The 24,836-nt window shown below is 44.5% G+C and carries 22 protein-coding genes; 20 read left to right on the top strand and 2 right to left on the bottom strand.

The annotated features are described in order from the left end of the window. From coaE to PGY05_RS01000, 5 genes are read left to right on the top strand one after another with little or no spacing between them, the layout of a single operon-like run. Window positions 1-591 (top strand): dephospho-CoA kinase, encoded by a 591-nt coding sequence (gene coaE / locus PGY05_RS01020; protein ID WP_008372230.1) that lies wholly within the window; start codon window positions 1-3, stop codon window positions 589-591. 20 nt (window positions 592-611) lie between these two features. Then, window positions 612-1,409: an MBL fold metallo-hydrolase gene (locus PGY05_RS01015; protein ID WP_022219875.1), complete on the top strand. Its 798-nt coding sequence runs from the start codon at window positions 612-614 to the stop codon at window positions 1,407-1,409. 42 nt (window positions 1,410-1,451) lie between these two features. Beyond that, window positions 1,452-1,724 (top strand): ACT domain-containing protein, encoded by a 273-nt coding sequence (locus PGY05_RS01010; protein WP_022219876.1) that lies wholly within the window; start codon window positions 1,452-1,454, stop codon window positions 1,722-1,724. A gap of 11 nt (window positions 1,725-1,735) precedes the next feature. Continuing rightward, complete coding sequence (locus tag PGY05_RS01005; RefSeq protein ID WP_055248324.1) at window positions 1,736-3,100, top strand: PFL family protein; 1,365 nt, start codon at window positions 1,736-1,738, stop codon at window positions 3,098-3,100. Between the two features lie 17 nt (window positions 3,101-3,117). Continuing rightward, a complete protein-coding gene (locus PGY05_RS01000; RefSeq protein WP_008372222.1) occupies window positions 3,118-3,990 on the top strand; it encodes a DegV family protein in 873 nt (290 codons plus the stop codon). 76 nt (window positions 3,991-4,066) lie between these two features. Here PGY05_RS01000 and PGY05_RS00995 read toward each other — a convergent pair whose 3' ends face one another. Then, window positions 4,067-5,365, bottom strand: coding sequence for a nucleotidyltransferase (locus PGY05_RS00995; protein WP_215633650.1), 1,299 nt, complete (start codon window positions 5,363-5,365; stop codon window positions 4,067-4,069). Window positions 5,366-5,565: 200 nt separating this feature from the next. Here PGY05_RS00995 and PGY05_RS00990 point away from each other — a divergent pair, with 200 nt between their 5' ends. From PGY05_RS00990 to PGY05_RS00935, 12 genes are all read left to right on the top strand, one after another. After that, window positions 5,566-6,753 carry an acetate kinase gene (locus tag PGY05_RS00990; protein ID WP_008372212.1) on the top strand — a complete coding sequence of 396 codons (1,188 nt, stop codon included), beginning with the start codon at window positions 5,566-5,568 and terminating at the stop codon, window positions 6,751-6,753. A gap of 97 nt (window positions 6,754-6,850) precedes the next feature. Next, on the top strand, window positions 6,851-7,378 hold the full coding sequence (locus PGY05_RS00985; protein ID WP_055156626.1) for a YceD family protein: 528 nt from the start codon (window positions 6,851-6,853) through the stop codon (window positions 7,376-7,378). Window positions 7,379-7,381: 3 nt separating this feature from the next. After that, on the top strand, window positions 7,382-7,564 hold the full coding sequence (gene rpmF / locus PGY05_RS00980) for a 50S ribosomal protein L32 (protein WP_008372209.1): 183 nt from the start codon (window positions 7,382-7,384) through the stop codon (window positions 7,562-7,564). Between the two features lie 141 nt (window positions 7,565-7,705). Then, complete coding sequence (plsX, locus tag PGY05_RS00975) at window positions 7,706-8,731, top strand: phosphate acyltransferase PlsX (RefSeq protein ID WP_022219879.1); 1,026 nt, start codon at window positions 7,706-7,708, stop codon at window positions 8,729-8,731. Window positions 8,732-8,752: 21 nt separating this feature from the next. Further along, the gene (gene acpP / locus PGY05_RS00970; protein ID WP_008372189.1) at window positions 8,753-8,983 is read left to right on the top strand and encodes an acyl carrier protein; all 231 of its coding nucleotides are present in this window, start codon (window positions 8,753-8,755) and stop codon (window positions 8,981-8,983) included. 67 nt (window positions 8,984-9,050) lie between these two features. Then, a complete protein-coding gene (rnc, locus tag PGY05_RS00965; protein ID WP_022219880.1) occupies window positions 9,051-9,746 on the top strand; it encodes a ribonuclease III in 696 nt (231 codons plus the stop codon). Window positions 9,747-9,753: 7 nt separating this feature from the next. Next, complete coding sequence (smc, locus tag PGY05_RS00960; RefSeq protein ID WP_215633648.1) at window positions 9,754-13,314, top strand: chromosome segregation protein SMC; 3,561 nt, start codon at window positions 9,754-9,756, stop codon at window positions 13,312-13,314. Between the two features lie 16 nt (window positions 13,315-13,330). Further along, window positions 13,331-14,284, top strand: a complete 954-nt coding sequence (gene ftsY, locus PGY05_RS00955; RefSeq protein WP_022219882.1) for a signal recognition particle-docking protein FtsY — start codon at window positions 13,331-13,333, stop codon at window positions 14,282-14,284. Window positions 14,285-14,288: 4 nt separating this feature from the next. Then, the gene (ilvA, locus tag PGY05_RS00950) at window positions 14,289-15,503 is read left to right on the top strand and encodes a threonine ammonia-lyase (protein WP_008372180.1); all 1,215 of its coding nucleotides are present in this window, start codon (window positions 14,289-14,291) and stop codon (window positions 15,501-15,503) included. 476 nt (window positions 15,504-15,979) lie between these two features. Continuing rightward, entirely contained in the window at window positions 15,980-17,368 is a 1,389-nt protein-coding gene (locus PGY05_RS00945; RefSeq protein ID WP_195250009.1) for a 2-isopropylmalate synthase, read from the top strand. Window positions 17,369-17,390: 22 nt separating this feature from the next. Beyond that, on the top strand, window positions 17,391-18,029 hold the full coding sequence (locus PGY05_RS00940; protein ID WP_195368145.1) for a GntR family transcriptional regulator: 639 nt from the start codon (window positions 17,391-17,393) through the stop codon (window positions 18,027-18,029). A gap of 19 nt (window positions 18,030-18,048) precedes the next feature. After that, window positions 18,049-19,245 (top strand): NADP-dependent isocitrate dehydrogenase, encoded by a 1,197-nt coding sequence (locus PGY05_RS00935; RefSeq protein ID WP_211133777.1) that lies wholly within the window; start codon window positions 18,049-18,051, stop codon window positions 19,243-19,245. Between the two features lie 57 nt (window positions 19,246-19,302). Here PGY05_RS00935 and abc-f read toward each other — a convergent pair whose 3' ends face one another. Next, entirely contained in the window at window positions 19,303-21,210 is a 1,908-nt protein-coding gene (abc-f, locus tag PGY05_RS00930) for a ribosomal protection-like ABC-F family protein (protein WP_270205072.1), read from the bottom strand. A 158-nt stretch (window positions 21,211-21,368) separates the two neighbouring features. On the opposite strand from abc-f, the gene PGY05_RS00925 reads away from it, so the two are divergent. The 3 genes from PGY05_RS00925 (at window position 21,369) to alr (ending at window position 24,780) form a co-directional block, all read left to right on the top strand. Next, on the top strand, window positions 21,369-22,016 hold the full coding sequence (locus PGY05_RS00925) for a redox-sensing transcriptional repressor Rex (protein ID WP_022219887.1): 648 nt from the start codon (window positions 21,369-21,371) through the stop codon (window positions 22,014-22,016). Between the two features lie 80 nt (window positions 22,017-22,096). After that, window positions 22,097-23,620, top strand: a complete 1,524-nt coding sequence (locus PGY05_RS00920) for an NAD(P)H-hydrate dehydratase (RefSeq protein ID WP_117556712.1) — start codon at window positions 22,097-22,099, stop codon at window positions 23,618-23,620. Beyond that, window positions 23,617-24,780: an alanine racemase gene (gene alr, locus PGY05_RS00915; RefSeq protein ID WP_118199448.1), complete on the top strand. Its 1,164-nt coding sequence runs from the start codon at window positions 23,617-23,619 to the stop codon at window positions 24,778-24,780. The genes PGY05_RS00920 and alr overlap by 4 nt, the downstream gene beginning before the upstream one ends. Window positions 24,781-24,836: the final 56 nt, after the last annotated feature.

The raw sequence follows: 24,836 nt of genomic DNA, 5'->3' as shown, positions 1-24,836 counted from the left end.
ATGAGAAAAATAGGAATAACAGGAGGCATTGGTTCCGGGAAGAGCAAAGTACTCGACTTTTTAAGTGTAGTGTGCGGTGCGGTGATCTGCCAGTCAGATCTGGTGGCACATCAGGTACAGCTTCCGGGAGAAAAATGTTATCAGAAGGTCGTGGAGACGTTTGGAAAAGAAATTTTAAATCCTGACGGAACGATTGATCGGAAAATTCTCGGCAGAATTGTGTTTGATCAGCCAGAGAAACTGCAAAAGCTTAATGCAATCGTGCATCCGGCGGTCAATGAAAAGATCCGGGAGGAAATGCAGAAGGCGCAGGAAGAGGGAAAAGAGCTTTTTATTCTGGAAGCCGCACTCCTTACGGAACCGGTATATCGTGAGATGTTGGATGAGATCTGGTATATTCATGTGCCACAGGAGATCCGGATGGAGCGACTGAGAAGTTCACGCGGATATTCAGATGAAAAAATGTATGCGGTGTTTGCAAATCAGCCGTCGGAAGAGACATTTACAGCGGTTTCGGATCTTGTGATCGAAAACGGCGGAACCTTTGAAGAAACGGAAAAACAGATAGACTTGGCACTGGGAAGAGGCTAAGAACAGGGAGAAGAAACAAGATGAGATTATGCAGCATTGCCAGTGGCAGCAGCGGAAACTGTATTTATGTGGGGAGCGATCGAACGCATCTGCTTGTAGATACAGGAATCAGCAAAAAACGAATTGAGGAAGGCTTAAAGGAACTTGAAATAAAAGGGAAAGAGCTGGATGGAATCCTGATCACCCATGAACATGCAGATCATATTCAGGGACTTGGTGTATTCAGCAGAAAATATGAGATCCCGATCTATGGAACACCGGGAACGATTCGGGGAATCCGTGATTATAAAAATCTCGGGAAAATGCCGGAAGGACTTTACCATGAAATCCAGGTAGACAAAGAATTTAAGCTGGGTGATATTGACGTGCATCCATTTGCTATTTCCCATGATGCAAATGAACCGAGCGGCTACCGCTTTGAGCAGGATGGAAAGAAGATCGCGGTAGCAACGGATCTTGGAAAATACGATGAATATACGGTAGAGAACCTGAAGGATTTAAATGCGGTCCTTCTGGAATCTAACCATGATATACATATGCTGGAAGTCGGTCCTTATCCGTATTACCTGAAGCAGAGAGTTCTTGGGGACAGAGGACATTTATCAAATGAATTGTCAGGACGGCTTCTTTGTGATATACTACACAATAACTTGCGGAGTGTATTGCTGGGGCATTTGAGCAAGGAGAATAATTACGAAGAACTTGCATATGAGACTGTCAAGCTGGAGGTCACTTTGGGGCAGAACCCGTATAAGGGGGATGATATACCGATCGCAGTTGCAAAAAGGGATCAGGTGTCTGCAGTGATCGAGGTTTAGAAAAAGAAAGTATGCAGAATTAGATTCAGGAGGACAGGCAGAATGAAGAAATGCATTATTACAGTAGTCGGTAAAGATTCGGTCGGAATTATTGCGAAAGTATGTACATACCTGGCAGAGACCAATATCAATATTTTAAATATTTCCCAGACGATCGTGGATGGGTATTTTAATATGATGGCGGTTGCAGATGTGGAAAATTCAAAAAAAGAACTGGATATCGTAGCGGTAGAACTTCGTGATATCGGCTTACAGATCGGTGTCAATATTCATTGTCAGAGAGAAGAGATTTTTGAAAAAATGCACAGAGTGTAAGGAGAACCGCTATGATTAATTTTTACGAAGTAGTAGAAACAAACCAGATGATCGAAGAAGAAAATCTGGATGTAAGAACAATCACATTGGGTATCAGTCTGATGGACTGTATTGACTCAGATCTGGACAGACTGAATGAAAAGATATATAAAAAAATCACAACACTTGCAAAGGATCTTGTATCGACAGGAGAGAAGATCGAAAGTGAATTTGGAATTCCGATCGTTAATAAGCGGATTTCCATTACACCGGTTGCACTTGTTGGCGGTTCAGCCTGCAAAAAGCCAGAGGATTTTGTGACGATCGCAGAGACACTGGATAAAGCAGCAAAGGAAGTCGGTGTAAACTTTATCGGAGGATACTCTGCAATCGTATCCAAGGGAATGACAAAGAGCGATGAACTCCTGATCCGTTCCATTCCGATGGCAATGGCAAAGACAGAGCGTGTATGCAGTTCGGTCAATGTAGGTTCGACAAAGACTGGTATTGATATGGATGCAGTTCGTCTTTGTGGCGAGATTGTAAAAGAAACAGCAGAGGCGACAAAGGACAAGGATTCGATTGGCTGTGCAAAATTTGTAGTTTTATGTAATGCACCGGATGATAACCCGTTTATGGCAGGGGCTTTTTTAGGTGTTACCGAAGGAGATGCCGTGATCAATGTCGGTGTCAGCGGACCTGGTGTTGTAAAAAGAGCGATTGAAAAATGTCGTGGCGAGGGCTTTCAGGAACTTTGTGATACGATCAAGAAGACCGCATTTAAGGTGACAAGGGTTGGTCAGCTTGTAGCCGGAGAAGCTTCCAAAAGGCTTGGTATTCCGTTCGGAATCATTGACCTGTCACTTGCACCGACACCGGCTGTTGGTGATTCAGTAGCGGAGATTCTGGAAGAAATCGGACTTGAGAGAGTTGGCGCACCAGGAACAACAGCAGCACTTGCTATGCTGAACGATCAGGTGAAAAAAGGTGGCGTTATGGCGTCTTCTTATGTAGGAGGTTTAAGCGGAGCTTTTATTCCGGTCAGTGAGGATAAAGGAATGATCGATGCAGTCAATGCCGGATCTCTTTGTATAGAAAAGCTGGAGGCGATGACTTGCGTCTGCTCGGTAGGACTTGATATGATCGCTATTCCGGGTAAGACGAAAGCTACTACGATTTCCGGGATCATTGCGGATGAGATGGCGATCGGAATGGTCAATCAGAAGACAACGGCGGTTCGTGTGATACCTGTAGTTGGAAAGGATGTTGGAGATATGGCAGAGTTTGGTGGTCTTTTGGGATATGCGCCGATCATGCCGGTCAATGAATTTGACTGCAGTGCATTTGTGAATCGAAAGGGAAGAATTCCTGCACCGATACATAGTTTTAAAAATTAGAAAGAGGTAAAGAGAGCATGGGGAAAGTTGCGATTGTAACAGATAGTAACAGTGGAATTACACAGGCAGAAGGAAAGAAGATGGGAATTTACGTACTTCCGATGCCATTCTATATCAATGAGGAGTTGTTTTACGAGGATATCACACTCACGCAGGAGGAGTTTTATGAAAAACTGGCAGGAGATGCAGATATTAAGACTTCCCAACCGGCTCCCGGAGATGTAATGGATATGTGGGACAAGGCGCTGGAGGAATATGATGAGGTTGTACATATTCCGATGTCAGCCGGTCTTAGCAGTTCATGTGAGACTGCAATCATGCTTTCCCAGGACTATGATGGAAAAGTACAGGTCGTAAATAATCACCGGATTTCTGTTACGCAGCGAAGATCGGTGGAAGAGGCGAAAAAGCTTGCAGATGCTGGAAAGAGCGCGGCAGAAATTAAAGAACTGTTAGAAGCGATCCAGTGGGACAGTGATATCTATATTACAGTAGATACTTTAAAATACCTGAAGAAAGGCGGCAGACTTACACCGGCAGCTGCAGCGATTGGAACGGTTCTGAACCTGAAGCCAGTTCTCCGTCTTAAAGGAGAAAAGCTGGATGCGTTTGCGAAGTCAAGAGGATGGAAGAGTGCAAAGAAGACGATGATCAAGACAATTAATGAGATTCGTACTTCAGAATTCGGAGATTGTGATGGAAAAAAAGATCTGTATCTGGATGCAGCTTACACAGGAGACCGCAAGGAGGCACAGGAATGGCTGGATGAGCTTCATGAAGCATTTCCGGAGTTTGAAATCCGGATGGATCCACTGTCGTTGAGTGTGGCATGCCATATCGGACCTGGAGCCAGGGCAGTGACTCTTACCAAAATTCTTCATGTGAACTAAATGAGAAAGAGACTTTTTGTACAAACATGCGTAGTGGTGGTGTGCAAAAAGTCTCTTTTTTGACAAAGGAGAAGGGTTAAATAATTTGCAACTGCTTCTGGTATTCATTTGTAAAAGGTGTGCCAAATTTTTCGGTAATTATGGATTCATACAGGTCTGATGCGAAAATGTCCAGGTTCAGGAGGACCTGGGTGGCGGAGGTGAGATCTCTGGCATCTGCAAGCTTTGTGATCAGAGGGATGGTGGCATACTCTTTGATCTCTTTAAGGATTTGAGTATCTTTTTTTTGAAAACCGAGTACGCGGGCATAAAGGGCGGATGTAGATGACCGCTCTTTTTTTGCTTTGCCGGAAATGTTGCCGGAATCTGCTGCAAAACAGAAAGGAGGCTCATGTCGAAAGGTGTCCTTTTCTATGCCGAGCAGGATGTGCAGCAGGGCGCGGCTGATCCGGGTGTAGGTAAGCTCTCTGGTTTTCAGAAGATCGCAGAAGGAACTCCAGGTAGCAAAATCATTTCTCTGATTGATGATCCGGTTGGCGAGGTCTTTGCTGACATCAAGGTAATCGGTCAGAGAGGAAGCACTCTCACAGAGCAGTCGATACTTTAGCAGGAGCGAAAAATCATCCTGGGTAACCGGAAGTGAGGACTGGTAATTCTTTCGCAGCAGATCTGAAGAAGCGGGCGGAAGTTGTCCTGCGACGGATGAAAAAACATCTTCTGGTAAAGATGGATTCAGAATTCGGTTGCGGATCGCAGTTGCGGAACTGAAGGTTTCGCAGAGGGCAGTATCGTGGTAGCCGGATCCCTCGCGGGGAATCGCGAAAGGCTGGATCGGACTTTTGAAATACCGGAGCGCTTTTAAGTATTCAATCCCAAGGGTATTGTTTGGTGAGGACAGGATTTCGGCAAGGGACGGATCCTTTGTATAGACACTTAGGGCAGTCTGGCGTGCCTGCGGAAACGGTCGGCCTTTTCGCAGCTCATCCTGCAGGAGCTGCCGGTAGACTTCTGGCTCTTCGGAAAGAATCCGGGCAAGCCGATTGAGTTTTTTGATATCGCCACACTCACTGCCAAAGCAGAGATAGGAAATACAACCAAGACTGTTAAAAATAGAAACGGCACCTCTTGCAAACAACTCTGCACTGCCACAGGAAAAAAGGACCGGGAGCTCCAGAATGAGTGATGCACCGCCAAGAAGGGCAGCTTTTGCCCGCAAATGCTTTGGTGCGATAGCAGGGGTGCCACGCTGGACGAAGTCACCACTCATAAGGACAACTGCCGCATCTGCCCCCGTTTTTTGAAGTGCCTGGTCTATATGATACTGATGTCCGTTGTGGAACGGATTATATTCTGCGATGATACCGACGATTTTCATACTTTTAACTAAAATCTCCTTTGTGTTGTTTGTGAAAAGATTATACTATAAAAAGAGTTTTTGTGCAAAAAACATTGTACTGGAAAATATTACGTGAAAAAAATAACATTACTTGTATACAATGTGTGCAAGGAGTATAATTAAGAATAGAGTGTGAGTTCTAATAAAGAAAATTCTAGTACCAGAAGGGAGAAACATCAATGAATGTATTAGTAATCAACTGCGGAAGTTCATCACTGAAGTTCCAGCTCATCAACTCAGAATCGGAGGCGGTTCTCGCAAAAGGTCTTTGCGAAAGAATCGGTATTGACGGAAGACTTACCTATCAGCCGGCAGGTGGAGAGAAGAATGTATCTGAAAAGGCTATGCCTACACATACAGAAGCAATCCAGTTCGTAATCGACGCGCTGACAGATGCAGATACAGGTGTTGTTAAGAGCCTTGACGAAATCGGAGCAGTCGGACATCGTGTTGTTCACGGCGGAGAAAAGTTTGCAAAATCTGTAGTTGTAACACCGGAAGTAAAAGCTGCGATCGCAGAGTGCAATGACCTTGCACCACTTCACAATCCGGCAAACTTAATCGGAATCGAAGCTTGTGAAAGTCTGATGCCGGGCACACCACAGGTTGTTGTATTTGATACTGCTTTTCATCAGACAATGCCTGAGAAAGCTTATATGTATGGACTTCCATATGAATATTATGAAAAATACAAAGTAAGACGTTACGGATTCCACGGAACAAGCCACAGCTTCGTATCTAAGAGAGTAGCTGAGATTGTTGGAAAACCATACAACGCAACAAAGACGATCGTATGCCATCTTGGTAATGGAGCATCTGTTTCAGCAGTGCTTAACGGAGAATCAGTAGATACCTCTATGGGACTTACTCCGTTGGAAGGTCTTGTAATGGGAACACGTTCCGGAGATATTGATCCGGCGATCATGGAATTCATTGCTAAGAAAGAAAACCTTGACATTGCAGGAATTATGAATGTCCTGAACAAGAAATCAGGTGTGGAAGGTGTATCCGGTGTATCCAGCGACTTCCGTGATCTTGAGGCAGCAGCAAAAGCAGGCAACAAGCGTGCAGAACTTGCAATCGACGTATTTGCATACAGAGTAGCAAAATATGTTGGTGCTTACACAGCAGCAATGAACGGTGTTGATAATATCGTATTTACAGCAGGTATCGGTGAGAACTGTGCACTTGTAAGAACAAAAGTCTGCAGCTATCTTGGATATCTTGGAATTACAATCGATGAAGAAGCAAATGGAAAACGTGGAGAAGAGATCGTAATCTCTACACCAGATTCCAAAGTGAAAGTTCTTGTAGTTCCGACAAACGAAGAACTTGCAATTGCAAGAGAGACAGTTGCACTTGTATAACAGAAGAAATTAGAAAAAACCTTAAAATCTGTAAATCATCCTTGACAAAAAGAATTTACATGGTATAATAGTTTAGGTGTGAACAGGAGAAAGAATTATGTTAATTGACCTGTCCGAAGTCTTATCTGAACCGCATAAGTCCATTGACGAAGTGGTCGGCACTGAGATGAAAGAAGTGAAGGTGAACGGAAGCAGATTTCCGGTAAGCCGGACACAGCCTGTGCATATTCATGTCGAGTATGCCGGCGAAAAAAAACTTCATATCAGTTGTGAGACAAGTCTTACGGTAATCATTCCGTGTGACAGATGTCTTACAGATGTACCGACAGATTTCACGCTTTCCTTTGAAAAGCAGGTGAATACAGCTCTGGCAGACGGAGAAGATGATGGTGAATCCGATGAAGCGAATTACATTGACGGATATCATCTTGATGTGGAGCAGCTGCTCTATAACGAGATTTTAGTAGGGTGGCCGATGAAAGTTCTATGTAGCGAAGACTGTAAAGGGATTTGCAGTGTATGTGGTCAGAACTTGAATGAGGGAAGCTGCGACTGCGAAGACACCAGTCTTGACCCTAGAATGTCAGTTATCCGCGATCTTTACAAGAATTTTAAGGAGGTGTAACCTATGTCAATTTGTCCAAAGAATAAATCTTCTAAAGCAAGAAGAGACAAGAGAAGAGCAAACTGGAAAATGAGCGCACCGAATCTGGTGAAATGCAGCAAATGTGGAGAACTTATGATGCCACACAGAGTTTGCAAAGCTTGTGGATCTTACAACAAGAGAGAAATCGTTACTGTAGAAAACTAATTAAAAAAGGCTATAGTACAGGAGTTAGGCGTATTGCTTAACTCCTTTTCTTTTTCCTAATTTTCCTAAATCTGCTAAATATTATTGATTTTTACGGTCATGTCTAGTAGAATTGGTTTAGTAATGCTGGGAGGTAACAGTATGAAAGAAATAACAAAAGTTGTTGTCGATGCAATGGGCGGAGACAACGCACCGCATGAGATCATCAAAGGTGCGGTCGAGGCGGTCGGGAAGTCAGATGCGATCCATGTGATCCTGGTCGGAAAAGAAGATGTCATCAATCAGGAACTTTCCGGGTACACATATAATAAAGAACAGATTTCGGTTGTTCATACATCGGAAGTAATTGAGACAGCAGAACCGCCGGTTATGGCGATCCGCAGAAAGAAAGACTCATCCATTGTGGTAGGTCTTAAGATGGTGAAGGATAAAGAAGCTGACGCTTTTGTTTCAGCAGGAAGTTCCGGTGCGGTTCTTGCCGGGGGACAGCTTCTGGTTGGACGTATCAAAGGGGTGGAAAGGCCACCGCTTGCACCACTGATCCCGACAGAAAAAGGATTCTCCATTTTGATCGACTGTGGGGCGAATGTAGATGCAAGACCTTCACATCTGGTGCAGTTTGCCAAGATGGGTTCGATCTATATGGAACATATTATGGGAGTCAAGAATCCGAAGGTTGCGATCGTCAATATCGGAGCTGAGGAAGAAAAGGGTAATGCCCTGGTCAAGGAGACTTTTCCTATGCTGAAAGAATGTAAGGATATTAACTTTATCGGAAGCATTGAAGCGAGAGAAATCCCTCACGGACAGGCAGATGTTATCGTCTGTGAAGCATTTACCGGCAACGTGATCCTGAAACTCTATGAAGGAGTAGCATCGGTTCTTGTAAGCAAGATTAAAGGTGGTATGAAGCAGAATCTCCGCGGCATGATCGGTGGACTTCTGGTTAAGCCGGTGCTGAAAAAGACTATGAAGGATTTTGACGCAAGTGAGTACGGTGGAGCACCACTGCTTGGACTCACCGGTCTGGTAGTAAAGACACACGGCAGTTCCAAGGCAAAAGAAGTCTGCAATTCAATTTTGCAGTGCGTAACCTTCAAAGAAGAAGGAATCAATGAAAAGATCAAAGAATGTATTCAGGCGGAAGAAAAATCCGCACAGGAATAAGCTCAGAAAGGATTAAGAATTATGGAATTTGAAAAACTGAAAGACATTATTGTTGATGTGATGGGATGTAACCCGGATGAAATTACGATGGACACTACATTTGTAGATGATCTGGGAGCTGATTCGCTTGATATTTTCCAGATTATTATGGGAATTGAAGATGCATTTGATATCGAAATTGAAAATGAAGATGCAGAAAAGATCGCAACAGTAGGTGATGCTGTAGAACAGATCAAGAACGCTGTTAACTAGGGAAAATGATTACAGGGGACATCCCCATTTTTGGGGAGTGTCCTTTTTTAAAATTGGAGGAGCAATCATGAGCAGAAATGTAAAGGAACTGGAAGAAAAAATCGGCTACAATTTCAAGGACAGCCATTTGCTCAGACATGCTGTGACACACAGCTCTTATGTGAATGAAAAGCATATGAAGAAGGCAGACTGTAATGAACGTCTGGAATTCCTTGGAGATGCTGTTCTGGAACTGATTTCAAGCGAATATCTTTTTTTCGAGAACCAGACAATGCCGGAAGGAGAACTGACTAAGTTAAGAGCAAGCATGGTATGCGAGAAGGCACTTGCATTTTGTGCGCGGGATCTGGAACTTGGAAGTTATCTGCTGCTTGGGAAAGGTGAGGACGCGACAGGTGGAAGATTCAGAGAGTCTATTACCTCGGATGCATTGGAAGCACTGATTGGTGCGATTTATCTGGATGGTGGTTTTGCTAATGCGAAAGAGTTTATTTTAAAATATATTTTAAACGACCTGGAAGGGAAACGGCTCTTTTATGATAGCAAGACTATCCTGCAGGAAATGGTACAGGGCGGTCAGGAAAAAGGAATTGTCTACCAGCTGGTAGGAGAAGAGGGACCGGACCACAATAAATCCTTCCGTGTGGAGGTTGTGATCGGCGGAGAAGCCTTTGGATGTGGTATTGGAAGGACCAAAAAGGCTGCCGAACAGGAAGCGGCTTATCAGGCAATCCTGAAGCTGAAAGAAGGAAAGGTACAGTAGGTGAGGCATGTATTTAAAAAGTATTGAAGTACAGGGATTCAAATCTTTTGCAAATAAGATTGTCTTTGAATTTCATAACGGGATCACCGGAATCGTCGGACCGAACGGAAGTGGGAAAAGTAACGTGGCGGATGCCGTCCGCTGGGTACTCGGAGAACAGAAGGTGAAGCAGCTCCGTGGAGGTACGATGCAGGATGTTATTTTTTCCGGTACGGAAAACCGGAAACCCCTCAGCTACGCATCGGTTGCGATTACACTGGATAATTCAGATCACAAACTCCCGGTGGAGTTTGAAGAGGTTAAAGTCACAAGAAAGTTGTACCGTTCGGGGGAAAGTGAATACCTGATCAACGGCAGTGTCTGCAGGCTCAAAGATATCAATGAGATGTTTTATGATACAGGTATCGGAAAAGAAGGATATTCGATCATCGGACAGGGACAGATTGACAAGATCCTGAGCGGTAAGCCGGAAGAGAGACGAGAGCTTTTTGATGAGGCGGCTGGGATTGTCAAATTTAAGCGCCGCAAGGCGTTATCTCTTCGCAAACTGGAAGAAGAGCAGAGCAATCTGGTCCGTGTCAATGATATTTTGGGAGAGTTGGAAAAGCAGTTTGGTCCGCTTCAGAAACAGTCGGAGACAGCGAAGGAATATCTGAAAAAGAGAGAAGAACTGAAGCATTATGACATCAATATGTTCCTGGTGGAGATGAAACGTCTGAAGGGGCAGATCCGGGAAAATGATGAGAAGCTGAAGATTGCGCAGGATGAACTCACTGAAGCCGGCAAAAAGCATGAAGATATGAAGGCACAGTATGAGAAGATTGAGCAGGAAGTAGATGAGATCGACGCCGGAATCGAGCATGCAAAAAGCCAGAGAAATGAGACAACACTTCTGAAGCAGCAGTTGGAAAACCAGATCGAGCTTTTAAAAGAGCAGATCAACAGTGTCCGTATGAATGATGAACACTATGAAAAACGCGCAAACGATATTCAGGCAGAGCTTGCAAACCGTGAAAGGCAGAAATCCGAACTGGAAGAAGAAAAAGCAGAGATCGACAGACATCTTGCAGCAGCATTTGAGAGACAAAAGCAGGCAGGAGAGGAGCTGACTGCCCTGCAGAGCCGGATTGCAGAGATGACAGTGGAGATTGAAAAGAATCAGAACGATATCCGTGAGCTTCTGAATAACCGTGCATCCACGAAGGCAAAGCTGCAGCATTATGAAACGACGCTTGAACAGATCAAGGTACGCCGGGCACTGCTTTACAAACGTCTGGTAGAAGCGGAGAGTGATGTACAGAGGCAACAGGAACTTGCCGCGCAGTATACGGAAGAACTGAAGGCAGTATCAGGGAAGATCACGGATTCTGTAGAACAGATCAAAAACTATGAAACAGAGATTGCCGGACTGCAAAAAGAGATCGGACAGGCAAATGAAAACCTGCGAAACAGGCAGAATGCTTATCACAGGGAGTACTCTCGTCTGGAGTCTCTGAGGAACCTTACGGAGCGTTACGATGGTTATGGGAACAGTATTCGTCGTGTGATGGAGCAGAAAAGCCGTGAGCCGAAAATCCTGGGGGTTGTGGCTGATCTGATCAAAGTAGATAAAAAATATGAGACTGCGGTGGAGATCGCACTTGGAGGCAGTATCCAGAATATTGTTACTGCAGACGAAGAGACTGCAAAAAAAATGATTGGTTATCTGAAGCAGAACCGGTATGGACGTGCAACTTTCCTTCCATTGACAGCGATTCATGGGGGACAGGGATTTGCCAGGGCAGAAGCCCTTCGCGAGCCGGGGGTGATCGGCACGGCGGACAAGCTGGTAACGGTAGAAGATAAATTTACATCTCTTGCAGAGCATCTTCTTGGAAGAACTCTTGTGGCAGACAACATTGATACCGGGATCCGTCTGGCAAGAAAGTATCGTCAGTCCCTGCGTATCGTTACGCTGGAAGGAGATCTGATCAATCCTGGCGGAGCAATGAGTGGTGGAGCATTTAAGAATTCCAGTAATCTGCTCAGCAGAAGACGTGAGATTGAAGAACTGGAAAAGACGGTTGCGCGTCTGAAAACAGAACTCCAGAAATCGGAAGCAGAAGTTGCGGCTGCAAAGGAGAAGCGGACGGCGCTGTATGCAAAGGTGGAAGAGATCCAGCAGGAATTGCAGAATGACTATGTGGTTCAAAATACTGCGAAGATGAATCTGGACCAGGTAAAAAGCCGTCAAAATGCGACCAGAGAAAATTCAGAAGGAATTTATGCGGAGCGCAAGAAACTGGAAGAACAGGTTCATGAGATCGAGGAAAACGAAGAATCAATCAAAATGGAACTGGAGACCAGCCAGCAACTGGAGGACGAGCTGACACGCCAGATGGAAAGCTCACAGAAGTGGCTGGAAAAAGAGCGTGAGACAGAAGCGGCAGAAGTGCGCAAAAATGAAAATATTCACCTCAGTTTTGCTGCATTGGAGCAGAAAAAAGATTTTATCGAGGAGAATTTTGTCCGTATCCGGGAAGAGATGGGAAAATTCCAAGAAGAGCTTGCCGCTTTAAATGCAAGTAAAGGAGAGAATCACGGTGAAATAGAGCAAAAGGAAGCACAGATTACCGAGATCCGGCAGACGATAGAGAATTCAAAGGAATTATTTGAGGAAATCAACAAAGAGATCGAAGAATCGCAGAAAAAGCGGGAAGAACTGAATCAGAAGCATAAGGCATTCCTGAAAAAGCGAGAAGATCTGGCAGCCAATATGGCAGAGCTTGATAAAGAATCCTTCCGGCTTACCAGCAAGAAAGAAGGCTACGAGGAAGCTTTGGAAAAGCAGATCAATTATATGTGGGAAGAGTACGAACTGACGTATAATCATGCACTGGAAATCCGGGATGAGAGTCTGACAGATCCTGCCGAGATGCGAAGGCGGATCCAGGAATTAAAGACGGAGATCCGGAAACTCGGATCGGTGAACGTCAATGCGATCGAAGATTTTAAAAATCTTTCCGAGCGGTATGAATTTATGAAAACGCAGCATGATGATCTGGTAGAGGCAGAAGCAACGCTCAAGAAGATCATTGAAGAACTGGACGAGGCGATGCGCAAGCAGTTTACTGAGCAGTTTGCAAAGATCAGCCAGGAGTTTAATCAGGTGTTTAAACAACTGTTCGGTGGTGGAAAAGGAACTCTGGAACTGATGGATGATGAGGATGTGCTGGAAGCCGGAATTCGGATTATTGCGCAGCCGCCGGGTAAAAAACTTCAGAATATGATGCAGCTTTCCGGTGGAGAAAAGGCGTTGACGGCGATTTCGCTGCTGTTTGCAATCCAGAATCTGAAACCTTCCCCGTTTTGTCTGTTGGATGAGATCGAGGCGGCACTGGATGATTCTAATGTCACGAGATTTGCACAGTATTTGCACAAGCTGACGAAAAATACACAGTTTATCGTCATTACACACCGTCGCGGTACGATGACAGCGGCAGACCGGCTGTATGGGATCACTATGCAGGAAAAAGGGGTATCAACGCTGGTATCTGTGGATCTTCTGGAAGATGAGCTTACAAAGTAGTGGATAGGAGGATATGATGGCAGAAGAAAAAATGGGATTTTTTAAACGTCTGGTAGCAGGACTTAACAAGACGCGCGATAATATCGTGTCTGGAATGGACAGTATTTTTCATGGATTTTCAAAGATAGATGAGGACTTTTATGAGGAACTGGAAGAGGTTCTGATCATGGGAGATCTGGGGGTAAAAGCAACTTACGCGATTCTTGATGATCTTCGTAAAAAAGTAAAAGAACAGCATATCAAAGAGCCGATTGAGTGCAGACAGCTCCTGATCGACAGTATCAAAGAGCAGATGGATGTAGGCGAGACAGCTTATGAATTTGAAAACCAGACTTCTGTTGTTCTGGTGATCGGAGTAAATGGAGTCGGAAAGACGACTACTATCGGAAAACTTGCCGGTAAGATGAGAGGTCAGGGCAAGAAAGTTGTGCTTGCTGCAGCAGATACTTTCCGTGCAGCTGCGGGCGATCAATTAAAGGAATGGGCACATCGTTCGGATGCAGATCTGATCGGCGGACAGGAAGGTGCAGATCCGGCAGCCATCGTTTATGATGCGGTAGCGGCTGCAAAAGCGAGAAAGGCAGATATCCTTCTGGTGGATACAGCCGGAAGACTTCACAATAAAAAGAACCTGATGGAGGAACTGAAGAAGATTAACCGTGTGCTGGAAAGAGAATATCCGGAAGCATACAGGGAAACTTTGGTCGTTCTGGATGCAACGACCGGACAGAATGCACTTTCACAGGCAAAGGAATTCAGTGATGTTGCGGATATTACAGGAATTATCCTGACTAAGATGGATGGAACGGCCAAAGGTGGAATTGCAGTTGCAATTCAGGCAGAGCTTGGAATTCCTGTTAAATATATAGGTGTCGGTGAGACAATCGATGATCTGCAGAAATTCGATTCCGACGAATTTGTACAGGCATTATTTACAACAGAAGAAAAGAAGGAAGAAGGAGAAGAATAATAATATGCTGACATTGGAAAAATTTGAAGAAGCAAGCGAGATCGTAAAACGTGTGACACGTCCGACAAAGCTTATCTACAGTGAGTATCTCAGTAGCCAGACCGGGGGGAAGGTCTATTTGAAACCGGAAAATATGCAGTACACAGGTGCATACAAATTAAGAGGAGCTTATTACAAGATCAGCACACTTTCTGAGGAAGATCGTGCAAAAGGTCTGATCACAGCTTCAGCAGGAAACCATGCGCAGGGTGTGGCATATGCGGCAAAAGCGTTTGGATGTAAGGCGACGATTGTTATGCCAACTGTCACTCCGCTGATCAAGGTAAACCGTACCAAGAGCTATGGCGCCGAGGTTGTTTTACACGGAGATGTCTATGACGATGCCTGTGCAAAGGCCTATGAGCTTGCAGAAGAGTACGGATATACTTTTGTACATCCGTTTGATGATCTGGATGTAGCTACCGGACAGGGAACGATTGCAATGGAAATTGTCCAGGAACTCCCGACCGTTGATTATATCCTTGCACCGATCGGGGGCGGCGGACTGATCACAGGTGTATCTACACTTGCGAAAATGCTGAATCCAAAGATCAAAGTGATCGGTGTGGAACCGGCAGAAGCAGCAAGTATGACTGCTGCAATCGAAGCAGGACATACCGTAACACTTCCAAGTGCCAACACGATCGCAGATGGTACAGCAGTAAAAAAAGTCGGGGAACAGAACCTCCCATACGTCATGGAAAATGTCGACCAGATCGTAACTGTAGAAGACGATGAACTGGTCGGAGCATTCCTTGATATGGTGGAAAACCATAAAATGGTAGTAGAAAACTCCGGTCTTCTTTCCGTTGCTGCTTTAAAACAGCTGGATCTGAAAGGTAAGAAAGTAGTATCTATCTTAAGCGGCGGGAACATGGATGTTATTACCATGTCTTCAGTTGTACAGCACGGACTGATTCAGAGAGACCGTATCTTCTCTGTATCGGTACTTCTTCCGGATAAACCGGGTGAACTGGTAAAAGTGGCACAGACGATTGCAGAAGAGCAGGGAAATGTGATCAAACTGGAACATAATCAGTTTGTAAGTATTAACCGGAATGCGGCTGTGGAGCTTCGTGTGACACTGGAAGCATTTGGAACCGATCATAAGAACCGGATCATTGCGGCATTGGAGGCAGCCGGGTTCAGACCGAAGCTGATCAGTGCGAAGTTATATTAGAATGTTTAAGAGGACAGTCTTATCCCCTGGTGAGGGATGAGGCTGTCTTTTTTTGAAAATAAGGTTGTTAGGCCGGGCGAGAAAAAGAATCTCTTCCAATCCAGGTTGTGCAAACCATTCCGATGAACCTCTGAAGGCGAAAATTATGTCAGCAGAGGCTTCCATAATTTTTGAGTTTCATCTCCATTGCACAAAATAGGATTGGAAGAGATTATTTTTCTCGCCCGGCCAATGAACGGCATTGGTTAAAAGGGCAGGACTGCTTCATAGTGAGGGAGAGGGGATAGAGACTGCAAATGTGATTGGGTGCTTGTTAAAGACGGGAGATATAGATGGAAAAATACGGAAATTTAGCCAATTAGCACTTTAATTGAATGAAATACTGGGTTAAAGTCACGAAATGAGGAAAATGGGGTTGACATCGAAGGTATAGTTGTATACAATAATACAAAAATACAGGTCAGGGAGTGACGGTTATGGAAAATAGGAAGGTTTATCTGGATAAGCATACAAATTTATTGCAACTTGAGGAGCATATGTACCCGCTGGTAGACGTGGACACACCGAATGTGTTCCGGAACCTGTTTCATTATGATGAGATTCCGAAGATTGCGTTTAATGATCGTATTGTACCGCACAGTATGCCGGATGAGATCTGGATCACGGATACGACATTCAGGGATGGACAGCAGTCGAGAGCACCCTATTCAACGGATCAGATTGTAACCATTTTCGATTATATGCACAGGCTTGGAGGTCCGCAGGGGAAGATTCGTCAGAGTGAATTTTTCTTATACAGCAAGAAAGACCGGGATGCTGTATATAAATGTATGGAAAGAGGTTATAAGTTCCCGGAGATCACAAGCTGGATCCGTGCAAATAAAAAGGATTTTGAACTGGTAAAAGATCTGGGAATGAAGGAAACCGGAATCCTGGTAAGCTGTTCGGATTATCATATTTTTTATAAACTGAAGATGACAAGACGAGAGGCGATGGAACATTATCTGTCAGTTGTACGTGAATGTCTGGAGACCGGTGTCAGTCCAAGATGTCATCTGGAAGATATTACCAGATCGGATATTTATGGATTTGTCATTCCATTCTGTCTGGAACTGATGCATCTGATGGAAGAATATCAGATTCCGGTGAAGATCCGTGTCTGTGATACAATGGGATACGGAGTCAACTATCCGGGGGCTGTGATTCCTCGTTCCATTCCGGGTATCATTTACGGACTCAGAGTACATGCAGGTGTACCGAGTGAACTGATCGAATTCCACGGACATAATGATTTTTACAAGGCAGTCAACAATTCAACAACGGCCTGGCTTTATGGAGCATGTGGTGTGAACTGTTCCTTGTTTGGAATCGGTGAACGTACCGGCAATACGCCGCTGGAAGCGATGATTTTTGAATATGCGCAGCTTCGTGGAACGCTGGATGGTATGGATACAACGGTGATTACTGAACTGGCAGAATATTATGAAAAAGAGATTGGATATCAGATTCCGCCGCGTACCCCGTTTGTCGGAAAGAATTTCAATGTAACCCGTGCGGGGATCCATGCAGACGGGCTGTTAAAGAACGAAGAAATCTACAATGTGTTTGATACCGGCAAGTTTCTGAACCGTCCACCGCTGGTTGCTGTGTCAAATACTTCCGGTCTTGCAGGTATTGCACACTGGATAAATACATATTATCACCTGAAAAATGAGAAACAGGTAGACAAGAATTCCATTTTAGTTGTAGAATTGAAGAAGTGGGTTGACGCGGAATATGAATCCGGCCGTGTGACCGTACTCACAGATCAGGAACTAATCCGGGAGATTGAGAGAATCTGTGACGAAAAGGGGATTACAATCTAACGAAATTCAGGAGAGAGATAAAATGGAAGAGTATTCATTGAGAAGTCAGGTTTTTCAGACCATCAGAGATGACATTCTGAAAGGTAAGTATGAAGAAAATGACGAACTCAGGGAAGCAACATTGGGGAAGGAACTTGGAGTTAGCCGTACACCGGTAAGAGAGGCACTTAGACAGCTGGAACTGGAGGGACTGGTGAACATCATCCCAAATAAAGGAGCTTATGTTACCGGTATTTCCGATAAGGATGTACATGATATTTATATGATTCGTTCCATGCTGGAAGGATTATGCGTCCGTTGGGCAACAGAACATATTACACAGGAGCAGCTGGAAGAACTGGATGAGATCATTCTTTTATCCGAGTATCATATGGATAAAGGACATTCCGATCAGCTGACAGAGCTGGATGGAAGATTCCATCAGATTCTGTATGAGGCATCACAGAGCAGGATTCTGGATCATGTGCTTTCAGATTTTCACAAATATGTACAGCTTGCAAGAAGGACTTCCGTTAAGACAGAAGAGCGTGCGATCAAGTCGATTGGTGAGCATAACGAGATCCTGAATGCCATCAAGGCGAAGGATGCGGAAAGAGCCGGCGATCTGGCAACGATCCATATTATGCATGTTATGGAGAACCTGCATATCGAAGAAGAATAGCCAAAAAGGAGACGAAGTTATGAGTAAAATTCAGATGACGACACCGATTGTTGAGATGGACGGAGATGAGATGACCAGAATTCTCTGGAGGATGATAAAAGATGATCTTCTTCTGCCGTATATCGATCTTAAGACAGATTATTATGATCTTGGATTGGAACACCGCAATGAGACAGATGACCAAGTTACAGTTGATTCGGCTAATGCAACAAAGAAGTACAAAGTAGCAGTCAAATGTGCGACCATTACACCGAATGCGGCAAGAGTAAAAGAATATGGACTCAAAGAGATGTGGAAGAGTCCGAACGGAACAATCCGTGCGATTCTGGATGGAACGGTATTTCGTGCTCCGATCGTGGTAAAAGGAATTGAACCATGTGTAAAGAACTGGAAGAAGCCGATCACGATTGCCCGTCATGCTTATGGGGATGTATATAAAGGAACCGAGATGAAGATTCCGGGACCTGGAAAGGCAGAGCTGGTCTACACGGCACCTGACGGAACAGAGACAAGAGAGCTGATCCATAATTTCGATGGAGCAGGTATTATCCAGGGAATGCACAATATCAATGCATCGATTGAAAGTTTTGCAAGAAGCTGTTTTAGTTATGCACTGGATACAAAGCAGGATCTTTGGTTTGCAACAAAAGATACCATTTCCAAAAAATATGACCATACTTTCAAAGATATCTTCCAGGAGATCTTTGATGCGGAGTATAAGAACCTTTTTGACGAAGCGAGAATTGAATATTTCTACACACTGATCGATGATGCGGTAGCCCGTGTAATGAAGTCAGAGGGTGGTTATATCTGGGCATGTAAGAATTATGACGGGGATGTGATGAGTGATATGGTTTCCTCAGCATTTGGTTCACTTGCCATGATGACATCTGTACTGGTATCACCGGAAGGCTTTTATGAATATGAAGCTGCACATGGAACAGTACAGCGTCATTATTATAAACACCTGAAAGGGGAAGAGACTTCAACAAACTCTGTTGCAACAATTTTTGCATGGACAGGAGCTTTGCGCAAGAGAGGAGAACTGGATGGGAACCAGGAACTGATGGATTTTGCAGACCGTTTGGAAAAAGCAACGATTGATACGATTGAAGAGGGTTATATGACAAAGGATCTGGCAATGATCACAACTCTTCCGGAGGTACATGTACTGAACAGTGAAGGGTTTATTAAAGCGATTGCAGAAAGATTATAAAAAGAGCAGGGAATGCATGAAGGGCGTATCTCTGACAGGAAAATGGGAAGAACTGGCTTATTCAGCCAGTTCTTCCCATTTTTCATAGAGTTCTTCGAGTTCTGCTTCGTTTGCTGCTTTTTCTTTTGCCAGTTCCTGGCATTTAACAGAATTCGTATAGACTTCTTCCTGCATCATCAGTTCATCGATTTTGCCATTACGTGTTTCCAGAACACCGATACGTTCTTCTGTTTTCTTCAGGTCGTTCTGCCTTTTACGGAGACGTGCCTGTTCTTCTTTCTGCTCCTGCCAGCTTAGTTTGGATTCGGAAACCTGCGCCGGTGCGTCTTCGGAAGCAGCTGTGGAAACAGCCGGAGTCAGAAGATCTTTTTTCTCCAGATAATAATCATAGTTGCCGATATAATTTACAAAGGTATTGCCGGTCAGTTCCAGAATACGGGTGGCAGTCTGGTTGATGAAATAACGGTCGTGGGATACATAAAGTATCGTACCGGTATAATCGTTCAGAGCCCGCTCAAGAATTTCCTTGGAAGTGATGTCCAGATGATTGGTCGGCTCATCGAGGATCAGAAAATTTGCATTGGAGAGCATCAGCTTTGCCAGAGATACACGTCCCCTTTCACCACCACTTAAATCACCGATCAGCTTGAAAACATCATCTCCGGTAAAAAGAAAAGCCGCAAGCATGTTCCGGATCTGTGTGTTGGTAAGTGTCGGATAATCATCGGAAATTTCTTCAAAGATCGTCTTATCCATATGAAGGACGTGGTGTTCCTGATCGTAGTAACCAATTTCCACATTGGCACCCAGTGTAAAGGAACCGCTGTCTGCCTGGATCACATTGTTCAGAATCTTGAGAAGCGTAGTTTTTCCGGTTCCGTTGTCGCCAATGATGGCTATATGTTCCCCACGCTTGATCTCGAAACTGATATCGGTGAAAAGTGTCTGTGGCGGAAAGGCTTTGCTTAATCCTTTGACAGAAAGGACATCATTGCCACTGACACGGGAAGGCTCCAGCTTCAGATGGATGTCAGTGTTGATCTCCATCGGTTTGTCTACAAGTGTCATCTTGTCCAACATTTTTTCCCGACTTTCGGCACGCTTGATGGATTTCTCACGGTTAAATGAACGGAGCTTTTCGATCACGGCTTCTTGATGTTTGATCTCACGCTGCTGATTCAAGTATTCTTTTAATCTGGCTTCTCTGAGCTGTTCTTTTTTGACAGCAAAATCAGAATAATTGCCCATATAAGTATGAAGCTGTCCCTGCTCGACTTCAATCACCTTTGTAACCACACGGTTCAGGAAATAGCGGTCGTGGGATACGATAAGAACAGCACCCGGATAATTCAGAAGATAGGTTTCCAGCCATGCGATGGAGTTCATATCCAGGTGGTTTGTTGGTTCATCCAGAAGCAGGACGTCAGGCTTGGTAAGAAGGAGTTTGCCAAGAGATACACGGGTCTTCTGACCACCGGATAAAGAATCTACGGGTTTAGTAAATTCTTCTTCTGTAAATCCGAGACCTTTTAGAACGCCGGTAAGCTCACTTTTATAGGCGTAACCGTCTGCGTGCTCAAATGCAGAAGTCAGTCTCTGATAAGTGGCAAGACGTGCTTCAAGAGCATCTCCGGAAAGAGACGGAAGCTCGATCTCGATTGTACGGATCTGCTTTTCCATCTCAATGACTTCGGCTTTTGCCGTGCGGACTTCTTCGTAAATGGTATTGCCGCTTTCCATCTCCTGATGCTGTGCAAGGTAGCCGAGAGTTTTGCCTTTGGTAAGAACAACCGTCCCTGCATCGGGAGAAAGCTGTCCTACGATCATCTTGAGGATCGTGGATTTGCCGGCTCCGTTAATACCTACAAGGGCAGCTTTTTCATGGTTCTCTATATGAAAGGATCCGTCTTTTACGATGACCTGATCCCCAAAACTTTTTGACAGATTATGACATGCCAGTATCATTTTTATATCCTCCTGTTAAAGTGGCAATTATGTTACTGCTCACAGTAACATAATTATAGCTGAAATACGACAAAAAACAACTATAAAATTTGACTTTTTCACTGGATTCTTATATAATTAAAAATAATGAGTCAAAAAATAGGAAGGTGGAAGTGAAAGTGGCATCAAGAGAAATATCTCAGGCAGTAATAAGGAGACTTCCGCGGTATTATCGTTATTTAGGGGAACTACTGGAGAGCGGAGTCGAACGGATATCATCCAATGAATTAAGTAAAAGAATGAAAGTAACTGCTTCACAGATCCGTCAGGATCTGAATAATTTTGGTGGATTTGGACAGCAGGGATATGGCTATAATGTAAAGTATCTTTATACAGAGATAGGTAAGATCCTTGGACTGAACGAGAAACATAAATTCGTTATCATTGGAGCAGGAAATCTTGGACAGGCACTGGCGAACTATGCAGCATTTGAAAATCGGGGATTTGTTTTAAAAGGGCTGTTTGACGTAAACCCAAGACTTGCCGGATTGACGATCCGTGGAGTTGAGATCCGTATGATGGATGAATTGAAGGATTTTGTGAAAGAAAACGATATTGAGATCGGGGTTCTTACGATTCCGAAGACAAAAGCAGTAGAGGTTGCCAATCTCCTGGTAGATAATGGAGTTAAGGCTATCTGGAATTTTGCGCATACAGATCTGAATCTGCCGGATAATATTATTGTGGAGAATGTTCATTTGTCTGAAAGTCTGATGAGATTATCTTATAATATCACCAGATACAATGAAGAACATGAAGGAAAGTAGGCAAAGCAGACCAGAAGGCAGAGGTGCAGGAAAGTTTTTTCCTGCACCTTTTTGAAAATTAAATGTATGGGAGACCGGATATGAAAGAAATACTGACAGCAGATCAGATGAGAAGATCGGATCAGAGAATGATACAGAAGATGCAAGTCCCGTCCCTTGTCCTGATGGAACGGGCGGCACTTCAGTGTGTGGCTGCGATGAAAGCAGAAGACATAGATTTGTCGAAAGCATTGGTCGTGTGTGGAAGTGGCAATAACGGTGGTGACGGATTCGCAATTGCAAGGATGCTCGTAGAAGAAGGAAATCATCCAGATGTAGTATTGGTCGGAAATTATGACCATCGTAGTGAAGAAACAAAAATCCAGATGAAAATTCTGGAAAATCTGGGAATATCTGTAGGAAACAGTTTGCCACAGAAAGAATATAGTGTTATTATAGATGCCGTATTCGGTATTGGTCTATCCCGTGAAATAAAAGGCAGATACGCAGAGGTGATTGATCAGATGAATCGGATGACTGCCTGTAAGGTGGCAGTCGACACTCCTTCAGGGATCCGTTCGGATGATGGAAAAGTGCTTGGAACGGCATTTAAAGCAGATCTTACAGTGACCTTTGCGTTTCAGAAGATGGGACAGATCCTATATCCGGGATGTGAGTATACAGGAAAGCTTGTTACAGCACCGATCGGAATTACCAGACCGGAGTTTTTTGCGGAAGAAGAAATCTGCATGGCACTTGAAAAATCCGATGTGCCGGCAATGCTGCCGCAAAGGAAACCGGATTCTAATAAAGGAACTTATGGAAAGGTTCTGATGATTACCGGAAGCAAAGGAATGTCCGGTGCAGCATATTTAAGTGCCAGGGCAGCATATCTTTCGGGAGCAGGTCTTGTCCGGATTTATACGGAGGAAAGTAACCGGGCAATCTTACAGGAACTTTTACCGGAGGCGGTAATGACGACCTATTCTCAGGATGAGACAGAATCATTTGAAGAACTTCCGGATTTGCTGGAATGGGCGGATGTGCTCTGTATTGGATGCGGACTCGGTATGGGACCGCATTCGGAGGAATTACTGAAAAAGGTGCTTGAGAATAATAAAACCCCGGCTGTTATTGATGCGGACGGACTGAACCTTCTGGCAAAGACCGATGAGTGGGGGATCGAACAGATTCGGATGAATCCTTCCGGATATGTACTTACTCCACATATGAAAGAAATGTCCAGACTGACCGGATACAGCGTACAGGAATTAAAAGACAACAGAAGAGAGCTATTAAGGAAATATACAGAAAAAGTCCATGCTGTCTGTGTACTGAAAGACAGCAGGACACTTGTGAAAGCGCCAGAGGGAAGGCTTATGATCAATACCACCGGTAATGCGGCAATGGCAAAGGCCGGATCGGGAGATGTGCTTGCAGGAATGATCACCGGACTTATGGCACAGCATATGAGACCGGATGATGCCGCTGTGCTTGGCGTTTATCTGCATGGTCTGTGCGGAGATCATGCCAGAAAAGAACTTGGCTCTTACAGTGTGCTTGCGGGTGATCTCTTGAAAATGCTCGGCAGAACACTTAAGGAATTGGAGGATATGACAGAATGAAGAAATACAGCAGACTGCGTGCGGTGATCGATCTGGATGCGGTGATGTATAACATGGAAATGATGCATGCAAATATAGAAAAAGAGACCAAGATGGTCGTGGTCATCAAGACAGATGGTTATGGTCATGGAGCGGTGCCGATTTCAAGAATGCTGGAAGATGTGGACTATGTCTGGGGCTATGCGGTCGCAACTCTGGATGAAGGTGTTGTACTCAGAAAAGCCGGCATTCAGAAGCCGATTCTTTGCCTGGGATGTATTTTCCCGGACCAGCTGGAAGAGATGATCCGTCATGAGATCCGCATGACAACCTACAGCTATGAGCTTGCGAAGCTTGCGGATGAGACCGCATACCGTATGGGGAAGAAGGCATATTTGCACATTAAGATCGATACAGGAATGTCAAGACTTGGCTTTCCGGTAGCGAAAGAAAGTGTAGAGGAGATCCTTAAGATCGGCAGACTTGTTTATACGGATTGCGAAGGAATGTTTACCCATTTTTCAAAGGCAGATGAGACGGATAAGACCACGACACTGGAACAGATCCGTGCTTTTCTGTGGATGAAAGAACATCTTGCAGCAGAAGGTATGGAATTTACTTATTATCACTGTGCAAACAGTGCAAGTATCATTGATATGCCAAAGCTTGGAATGAATCTGGAGAGAGCCGGGATTTCTACCTATGGACTGTATCCGTCAGATGAAGTCAATAAGGAGGCAGTTCCGCTCCGGCCGGCAATGGAGCTGATCGCGCATGTGACTTATGTGAAATGGATTGAAAAGGGTACGGAAGTCAGCTACGGAGGCACCTTTGTTGCCCCGAAAAGGATGCAGATCGCCACGATTCCGACGGGATATGGAGACGGATACCCACGAAGTCTTTCCAACAAAGGATATGTTCTGATCCATGGTCAGAAGGCACCGATCCTTGGCAGAGTCTGTATGGATCAGTTTATGGTAGATGTGACCGGAATTCCGGATGTGAAATTTGGTGACAGGGCAACACTGGTCGGCCACGATGGGGATGCTTATCTTTCAATAGATGAGCTTGCCGGTCTGAGCGGCAGATTTAACTATGAATTTATCTGTGATATCAATAAACGTGTTCCGAGGGAATATCTGCGTGACGGAAAAGTTGTAGAGCAGGTCGATTATTTCTAAAATGCGGGGATGCACTTCGAAAGAGATATGAATACAGCAGGAGAAAGCTGGCAATA

It is taken from the genome of Coprococcus sp. AF51-11b1 (assembly GCF_027682785.1).
Taxonomy (GTDB): Bacteria; Bacillota; Clostridia; order Lachnospirales; family Lachnospiraceae; genus Allocoprococcus; species Allocoprococcus comes.
This window is presented reverse-complemented; position numbering and strand designations above follow the sequence as displayed.